The 20,694-nt window shown below is 61.2% G+C and carries 17 protein-coding genes and 1 pseudogene; 1 reads left to right on the top strand and 17 read right to left on the bottom strand.

All coding sequences use genetic code 11. The features are described 5' to 3' along the window. Positions 1-135: 135 nt before the first annotated feature. The 4 genes from AB9K35_RS01855 to AB9K35_RS01840 all read right to left on the bottom strand — a co-directional run bounded on the left by AB9K35_RS01855 (position 136) and on the right by AB9K35_RS01840 (position 4,688). A complete protein-coding gene (locus AB9K35_RS01855; protein WP_369924177.1) occupies positions 136-1,896 on the bottom strand; it encodes a S8 family peptidase in 1,761 nt (586 codons plus the stop codon). Positions 1,897-1,927: 31 nt separating this feature from the next. Continuing rightward, positions 1,928-3,010: an AAA family ATPase gene (locus tag AB9K35_RS01850; protein WP_017467133.1), complete on the bottom strand. Its 1,083-nt coding sequence runs from the start codon at positions 3,008-3,010 to the stop codon at positions 1,928-1,930. A 176-nt stretch (positions 3,011-3,186) separates the two neighbouring features. Further along, positions 3,187-3,801, bottom strand: a complete 615-nt coding sequence (locus tag AB9K35_RS01845) for an SMC-Scp complex subunit ScpB (protein ID WP_369924176.1) — start codon at positions 3,799-3,801, stop codon at positions 3,187-3,189. Positions 3,802-3,803: 2 nt separating this feature from the next. After that, on the bottom strand, positions 3,804-4,688 hold the full coding sequence (locus AB9K35_RS01840; protein WP_369924175.1) for a DUF1403 family protein: 885 nt from the start codon (positions 4,686-4,688) through the stop codon (positions 3,804-3,806). A gap of 156 nt (positions 4,689-4,844) precedes the next feature. On the opposite strand from AB9K35_RS01840, the gene AB9K35_RS01835 reads away from it, so the two are divergent. Further along, positions 4,845-5,942, top strand: coding sequence for a tyrosine-type recombinase/integrase (locus AB9K35_RS01835; protein ID WP_084353840.1), 1,098 nt, complete (start codon positions 4,845-4,847; stop codon positions 5,940-5,942). Between the two features lie 97 nt (positions 5,943-6,039). Here AB9K35_RS01835 and AB9K35_RS01830 read toward each other — a convergent pair. The 13 genes and pseudogenes from AB9K35_RS01830 to AB9K35_RS01770 all read right to left on the bottom strand — a co-directional run. Beyond that, a pseudogene (locus AB9K35_RS01830) lies at positions 6,040-7,398 on the bottom strand (ParB/RepB/Spo0J family partition protein); the annotation flags it as partial. A gap of 179 nt (positions 7,399-7,577) precedes the next feature. Then, on the bottom strand, positions 7,578-8,789 hold the full coding sequence (gene repC, locus AB9K35_RS01825) for a plasmid replication protein RepC (RefSeq protein ID WP_037954835.1): 1,212 nt from the start codon (positions 8,787-8,789) through the stop codon (positions 7,578-7,580). A 213-nt stretch (positions 8,790-9,002) separates the two neighbouring features. Beyond that, entirely contained in the window at positions 9,003-9,932 is a 930-nt protein-coding gene (repB, locus tag AB9K35_RS01820; RefSeq protein WP_100161449.1) for a plasmid partitioning protein RepB, read from the bottom strand. Continuing rightward, on the bottom strand, positions 9,916-11,109 hold the full coding sequence (gene repA, locus AB9K35_RS01815) for a plasmid partitioning protein RepA (RefSeq protein ID WP_009827042.1): 1,194 nt from the start codon (positions 11,107-11,109) through the stop codon (positions 9,916-9,918). Before repA ends, repB begins: the two co-directional genes overlap by 17 nt. 192 nt (positions 11,110-11,301) lie before the next feature. Then, positions 11,302-12,213 (bottom strand): DUF2493 domain-containing protein, encoded by a 912-nt coding sequence (locus tag AB9K35_RS01810; RefSeq protein ID WP_009827041.1) that lies wholly within the window; start codon positions 12,211-12,213, stop codon positions 11,302-11,304. A gap of 312 nt (positions 12,214-12,525) precedes the next feature. After that, positions 12,526-13,572: a toprim domain-containing protein gene (locus AB9K35_RS01805; protein WP_009827040.1), complete on the bottom strand. Its 1,047-nt coding sequence runs from the start codon at positions 13,570-13,572 to the stop codon at positions 12,526-12,528. Beyond that, a complete protein-coding gene (locus tag AB9K35_RS01800; protein ID WP_369924173.1) occupies positions 13,569-17,966 on the bottom strand; it encodes a strawberry notch-like NTP hydrolase domain-containing protein in 4,398 nt (1,465 codons plus the stop codon). The genes AB9K35_RS01805 and AB9K35_RS01800 overlap by 4 nt, the downstream gene beginning before the upstream one ends. Before the next feature lie 126 nt (positions 17,967-18,092). Then, entirely contained in the window at positions 18,093-18,392 is a 300-nt protein-coding gene (locus AB9K35_RS01795; protein WP_009827038.1) for a type II toxin-antitoxin system RelE/ParE family toxin, read from the bottom strand. Continuing rightward, positions 18,385-18,636, bottom strand: coding sequence for a type II toxin-antitoxin system ParD family antitoxin (locus AB9K35_RS01790; RefSeq protein ID WP_009827037.1), 252 nt, complete (start codon positions 18,634-18,636; stop codon positions 18,385-18,387). The genes AB9K35_RS01795 and AB9K35_RS01790 overlap by 8 nt, the downstream gene beginning before the upstream one ends. A gap of 50 nt (positions 18,637-18,686) precedes the next feature. After that, positions 18,687-19,331: a hypothetical protein gene (locus AB9K35_RS01785; RefSeq protein WP_009827036.1), complete on the bottom strand. Its 645-nt coding sequence runs from the start codon at positions 19,329-19,331 to the stop codon at positions 18,687-18,689. 105 nt (positions 19,332-19,436) lie between these two features. Continuing rightward, a complete protein-coding gene (locus tag AB9K35_RS01780) occupies positions 19,437-19,913 on the bottom strand; it encodes a hypothetical protein (protein WP_009827035.1) in 477 nt (158 codons plus the stop codon). Between the two features lies 1 nt (position 19,914). Next, on the bottom strand, positions 19,915-20,298 hold the full coding sequence (locus AB9K35_RS01775) for a DUF6878 family protein (RefSeq protein ID WP_009827034.1): 384 nt from the start codon (positions 20,296-20,298) through the stop codon (positions 19,915-19,917). A 78-nt stretch (positions 20,299-20,376) separates the two neighbouring features. Further along, positions 20,377-20,673 (bottom strand): hypothetical protein, encoded by a 297-nt coding sequence (locus AB9K35_RS01770; RefSeq protein WP_009827033.1) that lies wholly within the window; start codon positions 20,671-20,673, stop codon positions 20,377-20,379. Positions 20,674-20,694 lie beyond the last annotated feature (21 nt).

The following is a 20,694-nucleotide window of genomic DNA, read 5'->3' as shown; positions in this document are numbered from 1 at the left end:
CACGCGGCGCTACATGACACTGGAAACCGTCGCCGCCATTTGCGACACTGCCCCCATGGACCCGGCGACAATCGCCGCCCTGTGACTGCGGCCGAGCCAAGGCCGAAGAGCAAAGTTACACCAACTCCCGGGACACTATCTGTCTTCCACGATGAGGGTCAGCGCATTCGACGCGCTGCGGCGGGCACGGGCCATGTCCGGCACACCATATCCATAGCGCTGAAAAAGGGGCGTGTAGTGACCCTTGTTCGGCTGGGCCGGCAGATGTGCACGCATCTGCTGCGTCCACCGCGCTGAAGACACATAAAGACCACGGACTGTCTCGGGCCAAAGCGTCGGATAGTCGGACCAGAGTTCCGTTACGTCCTTCGCTGCAAGCGCTGTCGCCGCGCTGGTGTCGAAGGTGAATGTGAAAGATCGGACCGGATAATTGTGGTGCGTCGAAAGGAGCGATAACCATCCGTGCCGCATTGGCGGAGGCATGGCACTTAGCGCCCAGTTTCCACCCTCAAGGACGACGTCCGGCTTGTTTGGCCAATGGGACGACCACGATGCAGTTCTCGAAGCTGGCGACAAGTCGCCGAATGGTGCAAGCGCTTGGGCCGGCTCTCCATTTGGTAGTACGGTCTTCTCTGTAAAGGCTCCGACAGACACAACATTCCACGCCTGAGCCGGCGACTCGATTTCGTTGTCCTCGTGATCGCATCGGTCGAGGTAGTTTCCGGCACCAAAGGTGAAGTTGTCGGTATTCCCTGCCGAGACAAGCACCAGGCGCTGTTGTTTCACCTCACCTGAAACACCGGCAGCGAGCTGATCGACCTCCGTCGACCAGGACGTCGGAGCGCCGTCATGCGGGGTGTCCTCACCCGTCGTCGTGGTCATGGTGAAGGTCCGGCGTCGGGGGCCGACCTGTTCGACCGCATTGATCGCCTGTCTTGTGACCGCGCCAAGGAGATGATGCGGGTTCATCCCTGCATCAGGCAACAGCTTCACGGATTCCAGACGGTTCACGACAGAAACCGGATTCCCCTGGTGCAGTTTCGGCGTCAGATCTCCAAAGAGCGCCAGTCCCCCCATCTGCGTGCCATGGCCCTTCACATCCTCCAGTCCCCAGGCCGGGTTGGCGGCATGTCGGTCATCTACGCTGAGCGCCGGCTGAATGAGAGGATGGGCGCGACTGACACCGGTATCCAAAAGCGCAACGTAGCCAGGATCGGGATTGTCAGTGTAGGTCGTACGACCCGCGAGTTCGTTGACCCAATGCGCCTGTTCTGCCACTGGCAAGCCGTCGAAGAAGTCCGCTGTGATGGTCGGAGCGGCAAGGGCGCGCACGCCGCCCAGTCGGCGGACGGCCTGAGCGAGTTGATTACGATCGGCCTGTACGACCACAACGGTATCTTCGGGAAACTCCAGCCGATCCGCTCCCACTATGACGCCGTAGTTTGGTGCGGCCGCGACGAAGGCTTCGGTCATTTGAGGCTCGAGCCAAACCTCCCAGACGGTCGCAACATCCGCTCCGGGAAATTTGCCTGGAGGGCTGCGCCAGAGGGCACGCAACCCCGCTTCCGTGATAGCAGCAACGCTTTGCACCAGGTCCGCGTTCTTCGGGCGCCCCGGGACGATTTCACCATCTTTCTCGCGATCAGGCGTGTCTTCAGTCCGAAACTGCTCGACCTTCTTGCGCAGCTTTTCGATACCCTTGGCTGTCGCAAAAACCGTCGCGCGCTCTTCGGCGCCGCCGGGAACTGGAGCATCTTCGATGCGCAGAAGCATCAAGCCGCTGGCGTCCAAGCTGTCCTTTTTCAGACGTTCGTCTACTCGGGAGCGGACTTCCAGATAGACGCCGGGAAGTTCGGCTGCTGGAATATCTGGCAGCGCGTCGATTGCTTGAAGCAATGCTTGGGCGTGCGCTGCGCGGTTGGGGACATCACTTGGTCTTTTGGACCCGCCCCCGCCCTTTGCTTGGAACGGGCGAGGTTGTCCGAGATTGCGAAGGTGGAAGTGCGGAAGGTCTCGTGCCATTGTCATCGGTCCCTAATTCTTGGAGCGACCGTCGGCGTTCGAGGGCATCAAGCAAATCCTGTGTCGCAATCTTGTCGGTATCATTCAGCACGGCACGTCGAGCGGCATCTTCCGCCGCCGCCACAACATCGGCCGTCGAGAGGCCTGTGGCAACATCTGTCACCCTTTTCCATCCCATGCGAGCGAGTGAGAAGCCGATCAAACGGCGTTCGAGCGCCTGCCGAATGGCCGGGCCATCGGGCATGACATATGGCAAAACGAGATCGAAGCGGCGCAGCACCGCGCGGTCAAGAATTCCCGGCAGGTTTGTAGTGGCAATGACGATCGAAGGCCCAGTATCCTCATCCAGAAACTGCAGGAACGAGTTCAGAACCCGACGGGCCTCGCCGACGTCATTCTCACCGCCCCGGGCCGCTGCCAAAGCGTCGATTTCGTCGAAGAGATAGATACCGCGCGTCGTCTTGACGGCATCGAAGATCATCTTCAGCTTCTGCGCTGTTTCACCCATGAACTTCGTGATCAGCCCGTGGAGCATGACCGAAAAGAGGGGGTACTGCAGCTCACCGGCCAGCGCTGAAGCACTCAGGGTCTTGCCGGTTCCGGGAGGACCGGAAAGGAGAACGCGCCGCCGTGGCTTCAACCCTTTTGCCTCAAGCTTTTCGCGCATTCGTGTCTCGACAACGAGATGCGCGAGTTCGCTCTCAATCCTGTCTGGCAAGATGACATCTACGAGGCGCTCGGTCGGATAGGACGCGGCAAGGAACTCTGCCAGATCACCGCGGGGTGTTGCGATAGGAGTGATCGCAGGGGTTCGCTTCGCAGGCGGCTTCTGCCCCGCTTCAGCCCATTGTCGCAACTGTTCAGCCAGCCGGGTATGACCCTTCTGCTCTTCGGCCGCAGAGAGTTGCATAGCCAGATCGTAAAAACGATCGGCGTCTCCCTCCGCATGACTCTTGACGAGACCGATGATTTGCTGGGCGGATGCCACGGTTAAGCTGCTCTTTCTTCGAGGTTTTTTATCGACGTACGTTACGATGAAATTCTATACATAAATCATCCAACGGACCAGAAAAATCGCAATTCTGTCCGCCGAGTGTGGCGCTCGTGTCCCCTATTCCCGCAACCAATGTTGGCAAGAAGCAGAGTGTGAAAATGAGTGGGAACTCAGCCAACACCAACCTGAGGTGGCTCCCCCTGAAAACCCGCATCCTCAATTTGCTCCCTGTCGGGCAGGTCATGCAGGCTCTCCAACCCGAAGGCAACGAGGAACTGCTCGGTCGTCACAAAGCTATAAGGCGCCCCTCGCCTGGGCGACCGTGGCCCGGTCCCGATCAAGTCGCGCACATGCAGTCGGCCGATCAGGTCGCGGCTGATTTCCTTGCCGAAGATGTCCTTCAGCCCGTCGCGCGTGATCGGCTGGTGGTAAGCGATGGCGGCCAGGACCGCGACGTCGAATTCGCTCAGATCGAGTAGCTGGTCCTCGACATACGCCGCCGCGCGGATCGCGGGGGCGTAGGCGGTCCGGGTCCGGAACATCCAGCCGCCGGCGACCTGGGCGATCTCGAAGGCCCGGCCCTCCAGATCGGCGGCGAGGTCCTCGACCAGAAGGTCGACCGACACCCCCTGCCCCACCACGCGGGCCAGGTCGTCGCGCGGCACCGGCGAAGCTGAGGCAAAGAGCACCGCCTCGATCCGGCGCATCCATTCCCGCCAACGCAGCTCCGGCGGCAGGTCGGTCAAAGCGCGGTCAAGGTCTGGGTCGGATCGATCCTTCGCCATCGCTACACCCCGTAAAGCCGGAAGGTGTCGCGCCCGGTCAGCTCGCGCACGGCGCCGAGGTCGACCAACCGGTCGCAGAGCCGCCGCGCGGCGCGATCCGGCAAGGGCAAAGCCGAAGGAGCCAAGGCATCTCGGGTCAGGAACATCTCGACCGCGTCGCCCGCGCCCTTGGCCCGCAGCTTGGGTGCGACCGCCTTTAGATGTGCCGCTCGACGCGCGAGGTCGGTGGAGAGACGCACGGCCTCGACCGCAGATGAGACGAGCGCCCGATGACAGGCGAGACGCAGGTCTTCGCCATGCTTGCGCAGGTCGGCGCGTTTAAGGGCTGGGGCCAGCAGCGGCACGAGATGATCCCAGCCGAGTGCCTGCGCCATAGCCGCATCCGCAAGGATCAGCGCTGCGACGTCTGCACGTGGCGCCTCGCGCCGAACGGCTTCCAACACCATCGCGGCCCGGGTCACAGGCGCCCCCTGCCCTGCATCAAGCCACGCGGCAATCTGGCCCGGCTCGAGGGTCGGCAAGGCTCGGCCTAGAGCCTTGATCGACAGCGGCCGTTCCACAGCGCGCCGCCAGGCCAGGCAGATTTCGCCCGCCGGCCCGGGAAGATCGCCGGGCCGCAACAGGTGCACCGCATCGCGCAGCTCCGCTGTCCGCTCCGACCGTCCAGAGAACGCGACGCACGCCTCAGCCGCGCGCAGCGCGAGCCGGTCCCGCAACAAGGCTTGGGGCACCTCGGAGCGTTCTAGCACAACATGCAGGTGGTTCAGAGCCGCGCCCGACAAAAACGCAACATCTTCAAGGGTTTCAACGCGTGCGGAGGTGACCCAAGCGGGCATCCGGGGTAACGTGTCGAGGTCGCTGATGTGATCCAACCGGGCCAATGTCATGCCCAGAGCCTACACTCGCGCGGCGCTTTATTCCAGAAAATTGCACAATAACCGCCCCGACCTGCGGTTCAACATTATGTCCAATAAGTTTGCATTATCGGACATCAAGAGATATGCTAGGACGCAGTTTAATTTCACCACCGGATTCACTGGAAAATGCCCTCAGAGGACGAGAAGTCGACATCATCAAACTCTGGTGCGTTTTGTATCGCTCAGAACGGCGACAGCGATCAAGAAAAAAGCGACGACATCTCCCTACCCGCCCACGTCGCGGGATCCGGCAGCCTTGATCGCCTGGTCGACGCCGCCCGAGATTATGCGCGCGCCGCAGCTTCTGACAATACGCTGAAAGCCTATGCCAAGGATTGGGCGCATTTCGCGCGGTGGTGTCGGATGAAGGGCGCGGAGCCTCTGCCCCCGTCGCCTGAAATGATCGGGCTTTATCTCGCAGACCTGGCGTCCGGAGCGGGCCCCTCCCCTGCCCTATCGGTCAGTACCATCGAACGTCGCCTCTCCGGCCTTGCCTGGAACTATGCGCAACGCGGCTTTGTCCTCGATCGTAAGAACCGCCACATCGCAACAGTGCTGGCCGGGATCAAACGCAAACACGCCCGTCCGCCGGTGCAGAAGGAAGCGATCCTGGCCGAGGACATCCTCGCGATGGTCGCCACCCTGCCCTACGACCTGCGCGGGCTCAGGGACCGCGCCATCCTGCTCCTCGGGTACGCCGGCGGGCTCCGCCGCTCCGAGATCGTCAGCCTGGATGTCGGAAAGGACGACACGCCCGATTCAGGCGGCTGGATCGAGATCCTCGACGACGGCGCCGTGCTGACGCTCAACGCCAAGACCGGCTGGCGCGAGGTCGAGATCGGTCTGGGATCGTCTAACTCCAGCTGCCCTGTGCATGCGCTCGAGCAGTGGTTGCACTTCGCCAGGATCGACTTCGGGCCGGTCTTTGTCGGCACCACTCGGGGTGGAAAGAAGGCCCTGGAGACAAGGCTGAACGACAAGCATGTCGCGCGGCTGATCAAGCGAACGGTCCTGGACGCCGGCATCCGATCCGAACTGCCCGAAAAGGAACGCCTGGCACTGTTCTCTGGCCATTCTCTGCGCGCAGGTCTCGCCAGTTCGGCCGAGGTGGACGAGCGGTATGTGCAGAAGCACCTTGGCCACGCTTCGGCACAGATGACCCGCCGCTACCAACGCCGCCGCGACCGCTTCCGCGTGAACCTGACGAAAGCCGCTGGATTGTAATCTTGCGAACTGTCATCCTGTCATTAATCCTTGGCCGGTCTGAGCTGATGAAGTCAAGAAGATCTGCATCTTCAGCCTGCTCGGTGTCGGGAACGGGCTCAGGCAAGGGCTTCAACGCACCATCGTCCTCGTCGTCGCGTGCGTTCGCGCCAAGCGCTTGACCAGCAGAAGTGATTTCCGTACCGTGGCCGATACCATCCGCGTAACTCCCCGTTGAAAGCTCAGCGCCCTGCTGTCGGTTCACAGCTGAAGACATCAGCGTATTCCCGAGGCTCATCCTCGGGCCGGACAAAGCCGCGATTAACGACAAGCTCGCCATGCGATAAAGCGTCACAAAAGCCCCTGCCCGCGCGATCTCTTCATCGTCGAAGATCAACGGCCGAGTCTCGAGCTTCTCCATCGCAATTTCCAACTCGCCAAGTCGCGCGTCGACTTCCTCGGGGAATTCATCCTGGCCCTCGTATTCCTCTTCGAGCGCCCGGTATTCGGCAAGAAGCTTGGCATGGGCCGCGCCTTCGTCATCCGTCATCGGTGCCGGGTCTCCGCTCAGCCGCCGCAAACCGTGGCTGTAGCCATAGGGCAGGTCGAGCGAGACCTCGATCCATTTCCAACCTTCGGTCGCAATGGCTTCGGCTTCAGCCTGAAGCTTCTCGCTGACCAGACGATCGAACAGGGCGGGGTCTTCCAGCCAGCCGCCGTCATCGCCCTGGAAGAGGTCGTGCAACATGGTGCCGCCAGCAGACTCATAGGCATCGATGCCGACAAAGACAGCACGACGATCGGATGCCCGCACCGAGGTTTCCGTCAGCATCCGCCGGATCTGATAGGGCTCCTTGTTCCAGGACGAGCGGATCGCCTCCCAGACCTGAACCTGGCGCTCATGATCCGGGTTAACCGTCAAGGCCATCAGCTGCTCCAGCGTCATTTCATCCTCGGCATAAAGCTCGAGCAGGGCAGGGGCCACGACGGCGAGTTTCAAGCGCTGTTTGATCACCTGCGGCCTGACGAAGAAGGCGGTTGCGATCTCTTCGTCGCCCTGACCCTTCTCCTGCAGCGCCACGAAGGCGCGGAACTGATCGAGTGGATGCAGGACAGCGCGCTTCATGTTCTCGGCGAGCGAGTCGTCTTCGGCGAGGATCGTGGACTTCGCATCCCGCACGAAGCAGGGAATGGGCGTCGTCTTGGCCAGGCGCTTCTGCTTCACCAAGAGTGACAGGGCCTGGAAGCGCCTACCGCCAGCGGGTATTTTGAACTTGCCTGTCTCGGACCCATCATCCGCCAGAACGGGCCGGACGCACAGGCTTTGCAGCAACCCGCGGCGGGCGATGTCTTCGGCCAGTTCCTCGACCGAGATGCCGGCCTTGATGCGCCGGACGTTGGACTGGCTCAGCACGAGCTTGTCGAAGGGAATGTCCCGGAACGGGGACTGGGTGACTTTCTGGGCAGGTTTCGCCATCAGATCTCCTCCACGACGGGCGCCGGAAGCCACTCTTCCGATCTCACTTCCCGTCACCCTCAAACCAACAACCCTTTCCCTCTCATATTCTGACGCTCGCGAGGCAGGACTTTAACAGCTGTTAAGTCGACAGTCCCGAGGTGGCGGAAAAGTACGCAGTCTCTCAACCTTAACAGCTGTTAAGCTGCAGATCGTCGCCCAATCAATGCCATGACCATCGGCCCACAGGAGAACTCGCCGGCCGCAGCTTTGGCAGTCAGAGCTCGCAAGTATCCACCAGGCGATCTTATGTCGGCGAAGCGTTCCAGCATCGCAGCAACGACGATCGACGCTTGCTCCGGACCCATGAACCGCTGTGCTTCTTCCCATGCAGACGCACTGATCCCCATGGCTGGCCGCACATGGCCCGCCGCATCGAAAAGCTGATGCCAATGCCGGATCTCACCTTGGTAGAAGGTCTTCAGCGAGGGACATGCCGCTATCACTAGGTGAAGCGGGATCTTTGGCAGATGTCTTGTGTCCTGTTCATCAACGTCAGCCACCGGCTCATTCGTATCCACATCTGGCACACCCGCCGCCGCCCCGCTTTTTTCTAAAGCCGGCTCAAAATCTATAGATTCTTTATTTGAATTATGATGGTGACGCTCAGATTGGGCATCATTGGTGTTCATTTCTTCTGTTTCAGGGCCATCAATGATGTTGCGTGCCTGGTCAAGGAGAGCTTCAAGATCGGCTCGATAGGCCGCGAGGTCCTCAATTGAAAGCTTGCGGCGAAGCGCGCGGGCTGTGAGGGCAGCCTTGTCGCGAAGCTGATCCCAGAAGCCTAGGCCTGGCTGCATCTCGTCTCCGAACTCGGCGAGGGCCGCGAGATCGCGTCGCATGAGGCTTACGACCTCTCTCAGGCGCCTGACGCGCTCCTCAGCCTCACGTACGGCCTCTGCGGCCCGTGCTATCTCCTCGGACTGGCAGTAGAGCGGGGAAAGATCGAAGCCAAAGGCGACGCGGTCTTCGCCGTGCTTGCGGACGTAGCGCTTCCCATTGGGGCTATCGCGCCGCTGGAGCAAGCCAGCCTCGACGAGACGCGCGAGGTGACGACGCATCGTTGAGCACGGCATGCCATTCAGGCGCTCGCAGATCGCCTTGTTCGAGGGGAAGACGACCATCTCGGCGTTCCCGCCAAGCGCATCGTCCGGAAAGAAGCTGAGGAGCCCCTGCAAAACAGTCAGATCACGTTCCGAGACCCCAAAGGCCGCTTGCGCCTTGGAGAGCTCGCGCAGGAGTTCCCACTTGTTAACGGGTCTGGCCGGAACAGATGCCTCGGGTCGCTCGATGACGCGCAAATGAGCGTGCGAAATCGGCCGCATAAACGGCGAAATTGGTGTGTACTCCATGAAAATGTTCACGAAGACAAAAATTCTAGGGCCCGCGAATCGCTTTGCGCTTGCGGGGTAGGGGCCAGAACGCTACATTCAGAAGTGCGAAAACTGAGATTTTGTAGCGGGCTGATCCCGGTGCGAAACCTTACAAAGGTCTCGTGAAGCTAGCTTCTCGGGGCCTTTTTCTTTTTGCCTGTATCGTGCCTCCTTCTTGTTGGTTGCTCTTCCTCAGTCTTCTGAACGCTTCCAGCGCTCATGAAGCTCGGTAATCAGCTTTGGGGCATTGCCCTCCAACCAGCTGATAAAATCAGGTTCATCCGTAGTCAGATCGAGTTTAAGCTGCTTGCCTTGGCGGCTGGTCTTGACCGTCGCAGCTCCGACACCGGGGATCGCCAAAGCAGGCACGCCTTTTCTAGACGGGCTTGCTTTCTTCTCTGCGCTCTTCGCGGCTGCCAGAACTGCGAGAAACGCACGCTCAGAAACCTCATCGACCGAGCCGGAACTTTCGGACTTGGCTGCATGAGCTACGGCTTGCAGTTGGTCTCGATCACCGTCGTAGGCACCCAAAGCCTTTTTGAGCTCTTCCCATCTCGGGCGACCAATCCCGGGAGCCGCACCAATTGCCTGGATGAGTTCCTCGCCGACCGTCCGAACGACACTCAAGAGTTGTGAAACCCCGGCTTCGTGGAGGTTAAGGACTTCGGCGACACCTCGATTGGTGCGCTCAGCCCCTTCCAAATGATCACCGTCCAGAAGTGCCGTCGCAACGAGCGCACGCTCAATAAAGCTCAGATCACGACGCTCTTGGTTCTCGAGAAGCTGATCTCGAAGCGCTTGATCACTCTCAACCTCTGTGACGATGGCTCGAACTTTGATACCGAGTTCGCGACATGCTTCCAAGCGTCTGCGGCCATAGATCAGGTTGTAGCGATCGCCTTCCAGTGGGCGCACCAAGACGGGCACACGCTGACCGTTCTTGGAAATAGAGTTCTTCAGGCCCTCAACTTCAATCTGAAGCCTGTCATCCAACCGTCCTTCGGTAAGGATCTGCGCCGGATCGATCTCAAATACACCGCCACGCAGTCGGCGCCCTTCAAGAGCGTCAGGAGCGTTGCGAAGGGTCTGCAGCGGCAGGCCAAGTTTAGGCTTTCTTGCCATTCCGACCCCATGTGTTCTGGATGATTTCAGCGATCTCATCGTTCACTGCGTTCATGGATTCGATCGCACGATCAAACGTCTGACGCGTGAAGTCCTTTTTGTCAGCTTCGTAGAGCGTTTGCTTGGTCAAGCCGGCATCAGATATTGCGGTCGATTCAACCATGTGATTGGTCAGGACCGACCTCCCAAACAGCCCGCGAATGAAGGCGATGACTTCGGTTTGTGGCGCGTCGCCGACTTTGTATCGCGTTGGCAAGAAGCGCAGCCAATCGAAGCGCAGATTTGCGCCTGCATCCCTGATCACTCCCAGGAGATCCGCAGTCATTCGCAGGAATTGAGACATCGACATGAGGTCAAGCATCTGCGGGTGAACCGTCACGAGGACACCCGAGGACGCAGAAAGTGCTGACATCGTCAAGAAACCAAGCTGCGGCGGGCAGTCGATCACAACAACGTCGTAGTTTGCTTCAACACTATCGAGTGCGTCATGAACTCTCGCGAAGAACGCCTTCGCTCCGCCTCGCTGGATAGCAGCAGGCGTCTCGTGCTCGAACTCCATGAGTTCAAGGTTGCCCGGGATAAGATCAAGGCCGCGGATGTAAGTCTTGCGGATCACTTCGGCGATCGGAACCGGATCGTCGTAGCGAACGGCATCATAGAGGGTTCCGCCCTCCATAAGGTCGAGTTCTGGCTGGATTCCATGAAGAGCCGAAAGAGATGCTTGGGGGTCGAGATCGATCGCAAGAACCCTGTACCCCTTTAGCGCCAAGCGCTGAGCGAGGTGAGCAGACGTCGTCGTTTTGCCGGAGCCGCCCTTGAAGTTCACCACTGATATGACTTGAAGCTCGTCACCGTCGCGACGCCCAGGCACGTAAGTTCCAGACTTTTTTGCATTTCCTTCAAGCGTCTGCCGGATTTCCCAGATATCGTCGAGCGTATAGCGGCGATGACTTCCCGCCGTCGTCTCGACGTCAACGATCTTTCCTTCTCGATGAAGCTTCCGAAGATAGGTATGGTCGACGCCAAGGAGCTCAGCAGCTTCGCCGCTGGTCAAAGTGCGCATCACCTTCTTTGCATCTGGTGGGAAGTGCGCAGCGCGCTGAGCATGCAGGTTCGACGCGAGAAGTTCCGCGTAGTGCCCGATGGCGATATCAAGATCCTGTTCTGCTTCGCTCATGTCTGCCCCGATCCGTGGGCGCGTTTTTTATGTGACCGCGCGTTATTTTTCGAGACTATTGCCCGACCAGCCAGATTCGTGCAAGCACTTTCTAGATATTGCGTCGTGCACCAAGTCCACCACAAGGGTAGCGTTCCATTACTCCGAGGCTGTGGTCGTGCGGGATCTCCTGCGCGGTGCGTGAACCGGGGCCTAAGCCCCGATCCTCTTGATGCGGATGCCGAGTTTGCGGGCCTTGTCGACGATATTCTCGGTGATGCCCGAACCGGGCGTGGCGATCAGACCCTGGGGCATGGTCTCGAGCATCTTGTCGTTGCGCTTGAAGGGGGCAGCCTTGCCATGGCTCTTCCAGTCGGGTTTGAACGCCACCTGCGTGACACCACGGGTATCTGCCCAGCGGGCAGCGATCATCTCGGCACCTTTTGGTGTGCCGCCGTGTAAAAGAATCATGTCTGGGTATTTCGCATGGGTGGCATCGAGGACGGACCAGATCAGGTCGTAGGCGTGATAGTCCCCGCCCGAGAAGGCGATCCGCGTGCCTTCGGGGCAGTGAACCTCGGTCTCCTTGCGCCGCTTGGCCGAGAGATAGGCCCGGCTGTCCACCACGGCGGAGGTGAGACCGCGATGCGAGACCTTGGATCCGGTGCGGGGCAGCCAGGGTGAACCGGTGGCGGCCGAGAAGTGGTCCACGGCCAGATCGCGCATCTGCTCGAAAGCGTCGCGATGGTCCCAGAGCTTCAGCCCGATCATCTGGAGGCGCTCGAGTTCGACCGAGGCGACCTCGGAGCCGTCCTGGATGGCCAGACTTTCCCGGACCTCGAATTCGTTGTCATCGAGGAGCTTCTGGATATGGGTGAGCCGGCGATGGAAGATCGAGGTCAGGGACCAGAGCATCTCTTCGAGATTGTCTTCCAACTGGCTTCCGGTGAGGAGGCCGATGGTGGTGTCAAAGAGCGTCGCCATGGCGAGTTCGACCTCGTCGGGCTGGGGCAGGGGGCGATGATCGGTCTCGCCGGGCCCGGGCGTTGCGACGTGAAGTGCGAGGTGGTCGAGGATGGCGGAGGTCACGCCGGTTTCCTCTTGGATGTCTGTCTGATGGGGCATTGTCTGGTTCCTCTGTTTGATCTGACCCGATTTGGATGGGGCGATAACAGGACCGGCGGCGACCGGGCCGCATCCGTCAGGATCGGAGCGCAGCGGAGAATGTGACCCGGACCGGAAAATTGTTCCCGCGAGGAATGGCCCGCCACGGTCATGTGGTGGGGCAGGGGAATTTTCCGGGTAGCGGGCGCATTGCTGCCCGGGCGAGGAGCACTCTGCTCCGACCCGCCGGTCCATCGCTCCCCTTGTCCAAACGGGATCAGGTAGAACCGGCGAAACCTTTGCCCGGTCAGGCATCCCCGGGGAGGTTGGCGGTCACCCGTCCTCGATCTCCAGACCTTGTGCTTTCATGGCCTTTAGCAGAGAACGGCGCAGCGCATCTTTGCCAAATGCCCGCAGATCGTCGTTGAAATCGCCCATGTTTGGTACGAGATCACCACAGGTAATTCCAAGCGATTCCAGTTGGTTAAGCAATCTTATTGATGCGTCGCGTCCAGCTTCGTCATTGTCCCGCGCGATCCAGATACGCTTGATCCTCGGCGGCGGGATGAAGAGGCCGAGATGGGTGGCAGTGAGACAGGAGGCGAGATCGAACTCGGGGAGAGCCGTGCCGACCGAGAGGGTGTTCTCGAGACCTTCACCGACGATGAGATCGCTGCGCGCCTTGCCGGACCAGAAGCGGATGGCATGGCCGTGCAGCTGTCCGAGGATCCGCTTCGGGCTCTCGATCTCGGCCAAACCGCCGGTGGACGGGTCGAGAAAAACCCTTGCGCATCCGGTGATCTGGCCGCGATTGTCGGTGATCTTTGCCAGTAGGGCAGGGGCCCGTTCCAGCAGATCGGGGTCGTCCTCGCCCTGCCGCAGGAAGACACGCGCGTGATAGCGCAGGGCCGGGCCGAGCCGTGTGATCCCGCGCCCCTGCAGATAGGTGGCGGCCAAGGTGCCAAACACCGGCTTGCCAGCAGCGAAAAGTTTGCGCGCCCGCGCGATGCGTTTGCTGGAGGCTGCATCCGGGCGCTCAGCCCTTTGGGTGTCTCGAGGTACGGCAGGGCAGGGGGCTTCGCCGAGGAAGGATCGAGCCTCCCTCAGGGTCTCCTTGAGCGTGACAGACCCAAGCCGTTCATGCAGCAGGTCGATCAGGTCGCCATATTCACCCGTCGCGAAATCTTGCCAGGACCCGGCTTTACGACCAACCTGCGCCTGCAGACGGATGGCGAGGCTCTGGCCCTTTGCACCGGACGTGTCGCCGACCTGCCAATAATTACCCAGCTTGCGCCCCTCGGGGAAATACTGGCGGCAGAAACTCTCGGCATGGTCTGCCAGATCGGCCGAGAGGTCCGCGATACTGTGGCGCGCGCTCATGCGGCGGCCTCCGATGTGCCGGCGCCAACTGGATGCTCGGCAAGGACCCGTGTCAGCACCTCGATGCCGTCGACCGGAATGAACACCCGCGTCTTCCACTGGATCACTTCCGTGAAACAGCCCATTGCCTTCAGTCCGGGCAGGGCCGCGCCTGAAGCACCTATCAGCTCAAGCCTCGGCTGCCCCATGACCAGCGACCGGCGCAGCTGATAGCCGCCGAGGAGGTTCAGCGTCGTCCTGGCTTCCATCACGGCGGCGAGCACTTCCCGCGGCGTCATCTCGATCTGGCAATCGAGACCAAGGCGTGCAAAGACATTGAGAAGCTGCTCCTGGCTGACCAGTCGACCGATGGCGCGCTCCCCATCCTCGGTCTGAAGGCGGTAGATGCGCATGTTGTCAGCGGGAAGCCGATCCCAGATCGGCAGGAGAAGCCCGCAGATGAGCGTAATCTTTGAGGTGGTGAACTCCGGCACTGCCTCGACCTCGGCCTGCCAGAGCTGTTCGAATATCGCATCATCGATCTCTTCCCAGTGCGACTTCGAGAACTCGGTCAGCGCGAGGATTTCTGTGGCCATCGGACGCAGAAGCTTCACCCGCAGGATCGGCACGCCGTCCTCGTCCATGAAGGCCGGCGCATTCACCATCAGCGCCGCGCGTTTGGAGGAGGTGTTCCAGCACAGCGTCGCGCCGTCCGTATTTGCGCAGATCGATTTGATCCGGGGCAGGGTGAGCGGATCGTTGCGATCGGTACGCTCCACGGTCAGCGCAGTTGCCGTTGCGCCCGTAGCCCCGTGCTCGAAGATGACCTTGCGGTCGACGATTTCGAATTTCTCGGCCTTGAGCGTTTCGAGGCCGACATCGAGCGTGCCTGCCTGGCGCGCATCTTCGATGATGGCCGAGAGGAACCCGCCGAAGGCCTCGAAGATCGCGTCCTGCATGTCGATGCGGAGCGCGAGGCAACGATTCAGGAACTGCTGGATCGGCGGCAGGGTCTCTTTCATCGTGCCATCCGCTTCATCGAGCGTCAGCCCAGTCATCTCCTGGAATTTCGCATAGGAGCAGGCCTCGATCTTACCCGCACGCAGCTTGTAGAAGAACTGGCGCAGCGCAGCGCGTGCGTAGGGGCTCTCAAGGTTGTCCTCGGCACGGAACATGTTCTGACCGCCGGTCTCGCGCTGTCCCTTGGTGATGGCACCCAGCGTGTCGAGGCGGCGGGCGATGGTGGAGAGAAAGCGCTTCTCGCCCTTCACGTCTGTGGCGACGGGGCGAAAGAGTGGCGGCTGCGCCTGGTTCGTGCGGTTGGTCCTCCCGAGACCCTGAATCGCATTGTCGGCCTTCCACCCGGGCTCCAGGAGGTAATGCACCCGAAGGCGCTCGTTCTTGGCCCCGAGATCGGCGTGGTAGCTGCGCCCGGTGCCACCCGCATCGGAGAAGATCAGGATGCGTTTTGCATCGTCCATGAAGGCCTGGGTTTCGCCGAGGTTGGAGGAGGCGGGGCGGTTCTCGACCTTGAGCCGCCCCTCACGCGTCTTGACGATGCGCCGCTTGCGCCCCGTGACCTCAGCCACTGCATCGCCTCCGAAATGCCAGAGGATCTGGTCGAGCGCGCCCTGCACCGGGGCGAGGGCCCCAAGATGCTCGACAAGATCATCCCGCCGCCGCTCCGCCTCGCGGCAGATGATCGGGTTGCCATCGCAATCGAGGGCGGGGCGCGAGCGCAGATCGCCATTCTCGTCGGTGTAAGGCTCAAAAAGCTGCGTCGGGAAGCTGTGCATCAGGTAGTCCATGATGTTCTCCCTCGGCGTGAAATCGACCTGCAGATCGTCCCAGTCCGAGGAAGGGATCTCTTCAAGGCGGCGTTCCATCACCGCTTCGCTGGTCGAGACCACCTGAATCACGGCCGAGTGCCCTGCTGCAAGGTCCGCCTCGATGGCGCGGATCAGCGAGGGACATTTCATGGCGGTGATGAGATGGTTGAAGAAGCGCTGCTTGTTGCTCTCGAAGGCCGAACGCGCGGCGGATTTCGCTTGGGCGTTCAGCGTGCCGGTCTCAGAAGAAATACCCGAGGCCTGAAGCGCTGCCTCAAGGTTGTTGTGGATGATCTGGTAGGCATCGGCGTAGCTGTCGTATATGGCGACTTGAGCGGGGCTCAGCTCATGGACCAGCATCTCGTATTCGACCCCGGCATAGGAGAGGGACCGCGCCAGATAGAGCCCAAGCGCCTTCAGGTCGCGCGAGATCATCTCCATGGCCGCAATGCCCCCGGCCTCCATCGCGGCGACGAACTCGGCCCGCGTCACGAAGGGGAAATCGCCGGTGCCCCAGAGACCGAGGCGCGAAGCATAGGCAAGATTGCCGACGACTGTGGCACCGGTCGCCGAGACATAGAGAACCCGTGCATCGGGCGCGGCGTTCTGCAGCGCGAGGCCAGCGAGGCCCTGCTGGGACGCCTTCTTGTCGCCGCGGTCGGACTTTTCTCCGGCAGCATTCGCCATGGCATGGCTTTCATCAAAAGCAATGACCCCGTCGAACCCATCGCTGAGCCAGGACGTGACCTGATCGAGGCGGGAGGCTTTGCCCTCACGTTCAGCCGAGCGCAGCGTGGCGTAGGTGACGAAGAGGATGCCCTCGGGCAGGCGGATGTCGCTGCCCTGGCGGAACTTCGAGAGCGGCACGATATCGCTTTCGCGTCCCCCGAGCGCTATCCAGTCGCGACGCGCATCTTCGATGAGCTTGTCGCTCTTCGAGACCCAGACCGCCCGTCGGCGCCCTTTGAGCCAATTATCGAGGATGATACCGGCAACCTGTCGCCCTTTACCGCATCCCGTGCCATCACCCAGAAACCAGCCCTTGCGCAGGCGAAACGCGCCTTCGTCGCCCTCGGCCGCCGCCATCAACTGGCCTTCGATCTCGCCGCGCTTGAACCAGCCCTTGAGATGCGTCTCATGCGCGTTGCCCGCATAGATGACACTTTCCAGCTGCGGCGCAGAAAGAAGGCCGTCCTGAACGAGGTTCTTCGGCAGGATGGGACGATAGGTCGGCACGGGCGGCGGCACCGAGGCCATGGCGGTGGATTGCACCAGCGCGGTCGGATGTTCCGCCGCGCCATCGATCCTGATCGCCTGAAGGTCATAGGCCTCGTAGACCGTGTCCTGCAGCGTGCCGTCGGGTTGGCTCCAAGCCTTCGGCAGGTAGTCGATCGGGGCCGTCGTGATATCGTCAAACGGGTGCCTTGCGCGTTCTTCGGCGAGGGCACGGGTTTCCTTGCGCGCGGCATTGCGCAGGGCCTGCAGGTTGGTGCGGGTCGAAGCGGTCGGAGCCGACAGGGCCGTACTGGTGGGGCAGGGCGAGGGGCTGTGGCGCTGCGGGCAGTGGGTGAGCACTGCGTTGAGAAGGTCGGCGGTGGTCGCGCAGATCGGATGGTAGACGGCCTCGCTTTCGACCGATGCGATCTCATCAGCGCCAGTCGCACGCTTGTCGATCACCGTCAGCCGTGTGTCGATCGTGGTGCCATGCCGCGCAAAGACCTTGCCGTCGATAGCGGCGGAAAATACCACATCGGCGCTTTGTGCGATCCGCTGAAACGTCGACTGAAAGGATTTCGTCGAGGGGCGGAAGCTCTCGCCGGTGATGACGACAAGCCGCCCACCCGGCGCGAGACGCGCTAGGGCGGACAGGACATGTTGGCTGGTGGCCTGCCGGAACCGGCCGTCGACATGGTTGGCCGCAGAAAACGGTGGGTTCATCACGATGACCGAGGGCGTGATCGACCGATCCAGCCGGTCATCGATCGAGGCGGCATCGTGATCCGAGACGACTGCACCGGGGAACAGATGTCCCAGCAGGGCGCGGCGGGTCTCGGCAAGCTCATTCAGCGCCAGGCGAGCGCCTGCAATCTTTGCGAAAATCGCCAGCAGGCCGGTACCGGCCGAAGGCTCGAGCACCAGGTCGTCGTCCCGAAAGCCCGCCGCCTGCGCAACGATGGCCGCGAGGGGCAGAGGGGTCGAGAATTGTTGCAGGCGGACACTGTCTTCAGAGCGCCGCGTGTGGGAGGGGGCCAGACCGGCGAGACGCTCGATCATGGTGAGAAATGCCCGCGGCGCGGATACCTGGCGCTGCATCAGCGCACCGTAGCGCGAAAGCATCAGGATCTGGGCGACCTCTGCGGCTTCGTAAGCATCCTTCCAGATCCAGGAGCCGCTGGTGTCGCTGGCACCGAAGGCTTGCTCCATCGCAGTGCGAAGGGCGGCGGCGTCGATGGACCTGCCCGCCTCGAACAGGGGGACGAGGGCTTTCGCAACCTGCATCAGGTGTTGGGCGAAGCCCGGAGCCTCTGGCAGGGCAGGGGCGTCGGGCTCGGTTGCAAGTTGGACGGAATGGGGGTGAGCGTTCATCGGCAATCTCCGGGGTTTAGGGTTGGCCCCAAGCCCCGCGCGCACTCTCTCACCCGGGAGGGGTCACCCCTCCTGCCCTGCCTCTCGCTCTTTCATGGCAAAGCCCCGGTGCGAATTCGCCCGTTATCAGGACGACCGCAGATGCCTCGGCACGTCCATGGACTGATGCAAGACTCGGATCACGAAGATCCTGTCCGGGTCCACCTCGTAGAACACGAGGTGCCGGCCCGTGATCAGTTTACGCGCACCCTGCAAGAGATCGGAACAGTCAGACCCCATTTGCGGGTTGGCGATGAGACCCTTCAGGGCGCGATCGATATCATCGAGATAGCGGTCCGCCTGCGCCTCGCCCCACTGTCGGTCTGTCTCGACCCAGATATCGACGAGGTCGGATTTTGCCGCCTGAGAGTGATGAATGTCACGCATCAGAAGCGCCAGAGCGGCTCCGCGCGTCGCGCTTGATCTCATCCATGTCAAGCGGACCGGCGTCACCGGATTGTTTGCCCTCCATCAGCGCAACGCGAAGCCGCGCCCGCTGACCTTCCTGCTCCTCCATCAGGCGCAGAGAGGCGCGGATCAACTCGCTGGTTGACCCGTAACGCCCCTCTTTAAGCATCAGGGCGATGAATTCGTCCCAATGGGGGCCAAGTGTGACGCTTGTGCTTGCCATGCTCACCTCCGTAATACGCATGAATAAGATATATGAGTATTGCGGGCGTTTCAACTCGGGGGTGGGCTTGCGCCCTGTTCCGCAGCGGCGGGTCTTTGTACCTCTCGCAAAATCAGAGGATCTACAACCGCCCGCGCCTCGGACAGGCAGTCCAGATCATAGTGCTCGAAGAACCCCCAACAGGCGTCGATCTCTTCACCGTCACGCTCGACGACATAGCCATAAACCCGTCCGCCGAGGTAGGCATCGAAGGTGACGATCTCAGCGCGCAGAATGTCCTTGGCCTTTTCGCGCATCGCCTTGGTGACGCGCTTCGCGCCGAACTCCTTTCGAACCGTTTCGAGCGTTACGTATACAAAGCCAACTTGGCCGGAATCCCACGGACAATGGAACTCGATGGTGTTCATCGCGAGGCCGGAATGGTCGTAGAGGTACACGGGCAAGATGATTGCCTTGCGCTCGGCGCGCTCGCGGAGGCGATCCAGTGAAAGATCGCTCTGATCCGAGACGCCCGCAAGATCGCGCAGGAACGCCTCGGGGCAGTCGAACCGGTGGCTGTCCCCCAGCCGGTATCGGCGGTGCCAACAGATCAGCGCTCCGAGGTTGGACCACTCCCTTGGGTTCTCAGAATCGGGGTCGTGATAGATCTTGATGACGTGGCCTTGGTAGGCCTCCTCGTAGACAGGGTCTTGCATGTCGATATCCTTTCTTGAAACGCAATCGACCCGCCAAGCCGGTTGTGGCGCAGGCGGGTCGAAGTGGATGGGATCCGGTGGTTGGTGAGTTTTCTGGCCGGCGGATCAGGCAGCGGCGCGGTTTTGGCGATGCTGGATGTGCTCGACAGAGACCTTCAGCAGCCAGTCCTCAAAACCGAGAATGGTCTGGTGATTGGAGACCGCCTCGATCCAGACCGCACGCGGATCGCCAACAATCTGCGTAGGATCGTTGTCGATCCGGCCATTGGCCATCCACGGTTCCGGCTGAATGCGGACAAGCCAGTCCGCCAGCGACGGGATCCGTCCCTGGCAGTCCTCGCGCACATGCTGCTCACCGATCCAGCGGATCGGGACGACCCGGCCCGCGCTGTTGGTCAGGCTGCGGCCGAAGTGACGTTCGGCATCATAGATCCCGACTGTATGATGTTTTTGGGCTCTGTGAACAAAGAGACCTAGGTGCTCTTTGGATGAGTCAAACCAGTCATGCACGAACTGATAGTCATCTGGAACACCGCCGAATTTTCGGGCGGAGCTTTCGGCGTGGTGGAGGGGATGTGCCATGTCAGAGCCCCTCGTGTTCGGTGGTGTTGGTTTCGATATAGCGGTTCGAGTGGCTAACATCGATCTTGTCCGTCTCGAGCGCCCAGGTCAGCTCGCCATAACCGCCCTCGTTGTTCTCGAATCCGGGGCTCAGCGCATAGGCGAAATCCCAACCAAAATCTTCAACCCGGCGTCGCAACTCTTCTGTCAGCGTGATCGTGTCGGGTGTCACGACGACATCCTCGACATTGCCGGAATCGCCGTAGCCTTCATATTGCACCTCGATGCTGGTCACGCCGAAGGCACGCAGCTCGGAGAGAAGGGCAGCGCGAGTCTCGCCCCGCTCTTCGGATGCGCGTCTCTGGGATTCGAGCATCTGTGCGTAGAAATCAGTCGCTTGTGTCATGTCTTTTTGTCCTTTGGAATTGGGAGAGGGGAGGGCGACCGTTACGCGAGGCCGCCCCGGAGTTTCCTTTGGGGGGCTTCAGGCCGCAGCGTCGCCGCGGTTTTCAGCCGTCCGGTCAACCAGGTTGAAATACAGATTCTCGGTCGCGCGCTTGAACCCCGGCGGTTTGCGCGGGGCGAGGCAACGCACCGAAGCACTGCAACTCTCACCATGCTCCATTGCGAACTGCGTCACCTTGTCGATCAAATCGTCCATGCCCGCGGCCTGGACGCGCTTTTCGGGGTAGGTCGCCATCATATGGAACTGGGTAACAACGAAGGCGCCGTCACGATGCGCGGGATAGAGGGTGATCTGGTAATCGAGTGTCTTGGCCATCTCTGGTCTCCTGCAGCAGGC

Source organism: Leisingera sp. XS_AS12 (assembly GCF_041224635.1).
Classification (GTDB): domain Bacteria; phylum Pseudomonadota; class Alphaproteobacteria; order Rhodobacterales; family Rhodobacteraceae; genus Leisingera.
Note: the sequence above shows the minus strand (reverse complement) of the source record. Positions and strands in the feature narration are given on the sequence as shown.

Bases quoted from the DNA above. Each gene is read 5' to 3' on its own strand.
- AB9K35_RS01770 (WP_009827033.1), bottom strand. From the start codon at position 20,673: ATGGCCAAGACACTCGATTACCAGATCACCCTCTATCCCGCGCATCGT.
- repC (WP_037954835.1), bottom strand. From the start codon at position 8,789: ATGGAGTACACACCAATTTCGCCGTTTATGCGGCCGATTTCGCACGCT.
- AB9K35_RS01795 (WP_009827038.1), bottom strand. From the start codon at position 18,392: ATGCGTGACATTCATCACTCTCAGGCGGCAAAATCCGACCTCGTCGAT.
- AB9K35_RS01800 (WP_369924173.1), bottom strand. From the start codon at position 17,966: ATGAACGCTCACCCCCATTCCGTCCAACTTGCAACCGAGCCCGACGCC.
- AB9K35_RS01780 (WP_009827035.1), bottom strand. From the start codon at position 19,913: ATGGCACATCCCCTCCACCACGCCGAAAGCTCCGCCCGAAAATTCGGC.
- AB9K35_RS01805 (WP_009827040.1), bottom strand. From the start codon at position 13,572: ATGAGCGCGCGCCACAGTATCGCGGACCTCTCGGCCGATCTGGCAGAC.
- AB9K35_RS01835 (WP_084353840.1), top strand. From the start codon at position 4,845: ATGCCCTCAGAGGACGAGAAGTCGACATCATCAAACTCTGGTGCGTTT.
- repA (WP_009827042.1), bottom strand. From the start codon at position 11,109: ATGAGCGAAGCAGAACAGGATCTTGATATCGCCATCGGGCACTACGCG.
- AB9K35_RS01845 (WP_369924176.1), bottom strand. From the start codon at position 3,801: ATGGCGAAGGATCGATCCGACCCAGACCTTGACCGCGCTTTGACCGAC.
- AB9K35_RS01790 (WP_009827037.1), bottom strand. From the start codon at position 18,636: ATGGCAAGCACAAGCGTCACACTTGGCCCCCATTGGGACGAATTCATC.
- AB9K35_RS01810 (WP_009827041.1), bottom strand. From the start codon at position 12,213: ATGCCCCATCAGACAGACATCCAAGAGGAAACCGGCGTGACCTCCGCC.
- repB (WP_100161449.1), bottom strand. From the start codon at position 9,932: ATGGCAAGAAAGCCTAAACTTGGCCTGCCGCTGCAGACCCTTCGCAAC.
- AB9K35_RS01785 (WP_009827036.1), bottom strand. From the start codon at position 19,331: ATGCAAGACCCTGTCTACGAGGAGGCCTACCAAGGCCACGTCATCAAG.
- AB9K35_RS01840 (WP_369924175.1), bottom strand. From the start codon at position 4,688: ATGACATTGGCCCGGTTGGATCACATCAGCGACCTCGACACGTTACCC.
- AB9K35_RS01775 (WP_009827034.1), bottom strand. From the start codon at position 20,298: ATGACACAAGCGACTGATTTCTACGCACAGATGCTCGAATCCCAGAGA.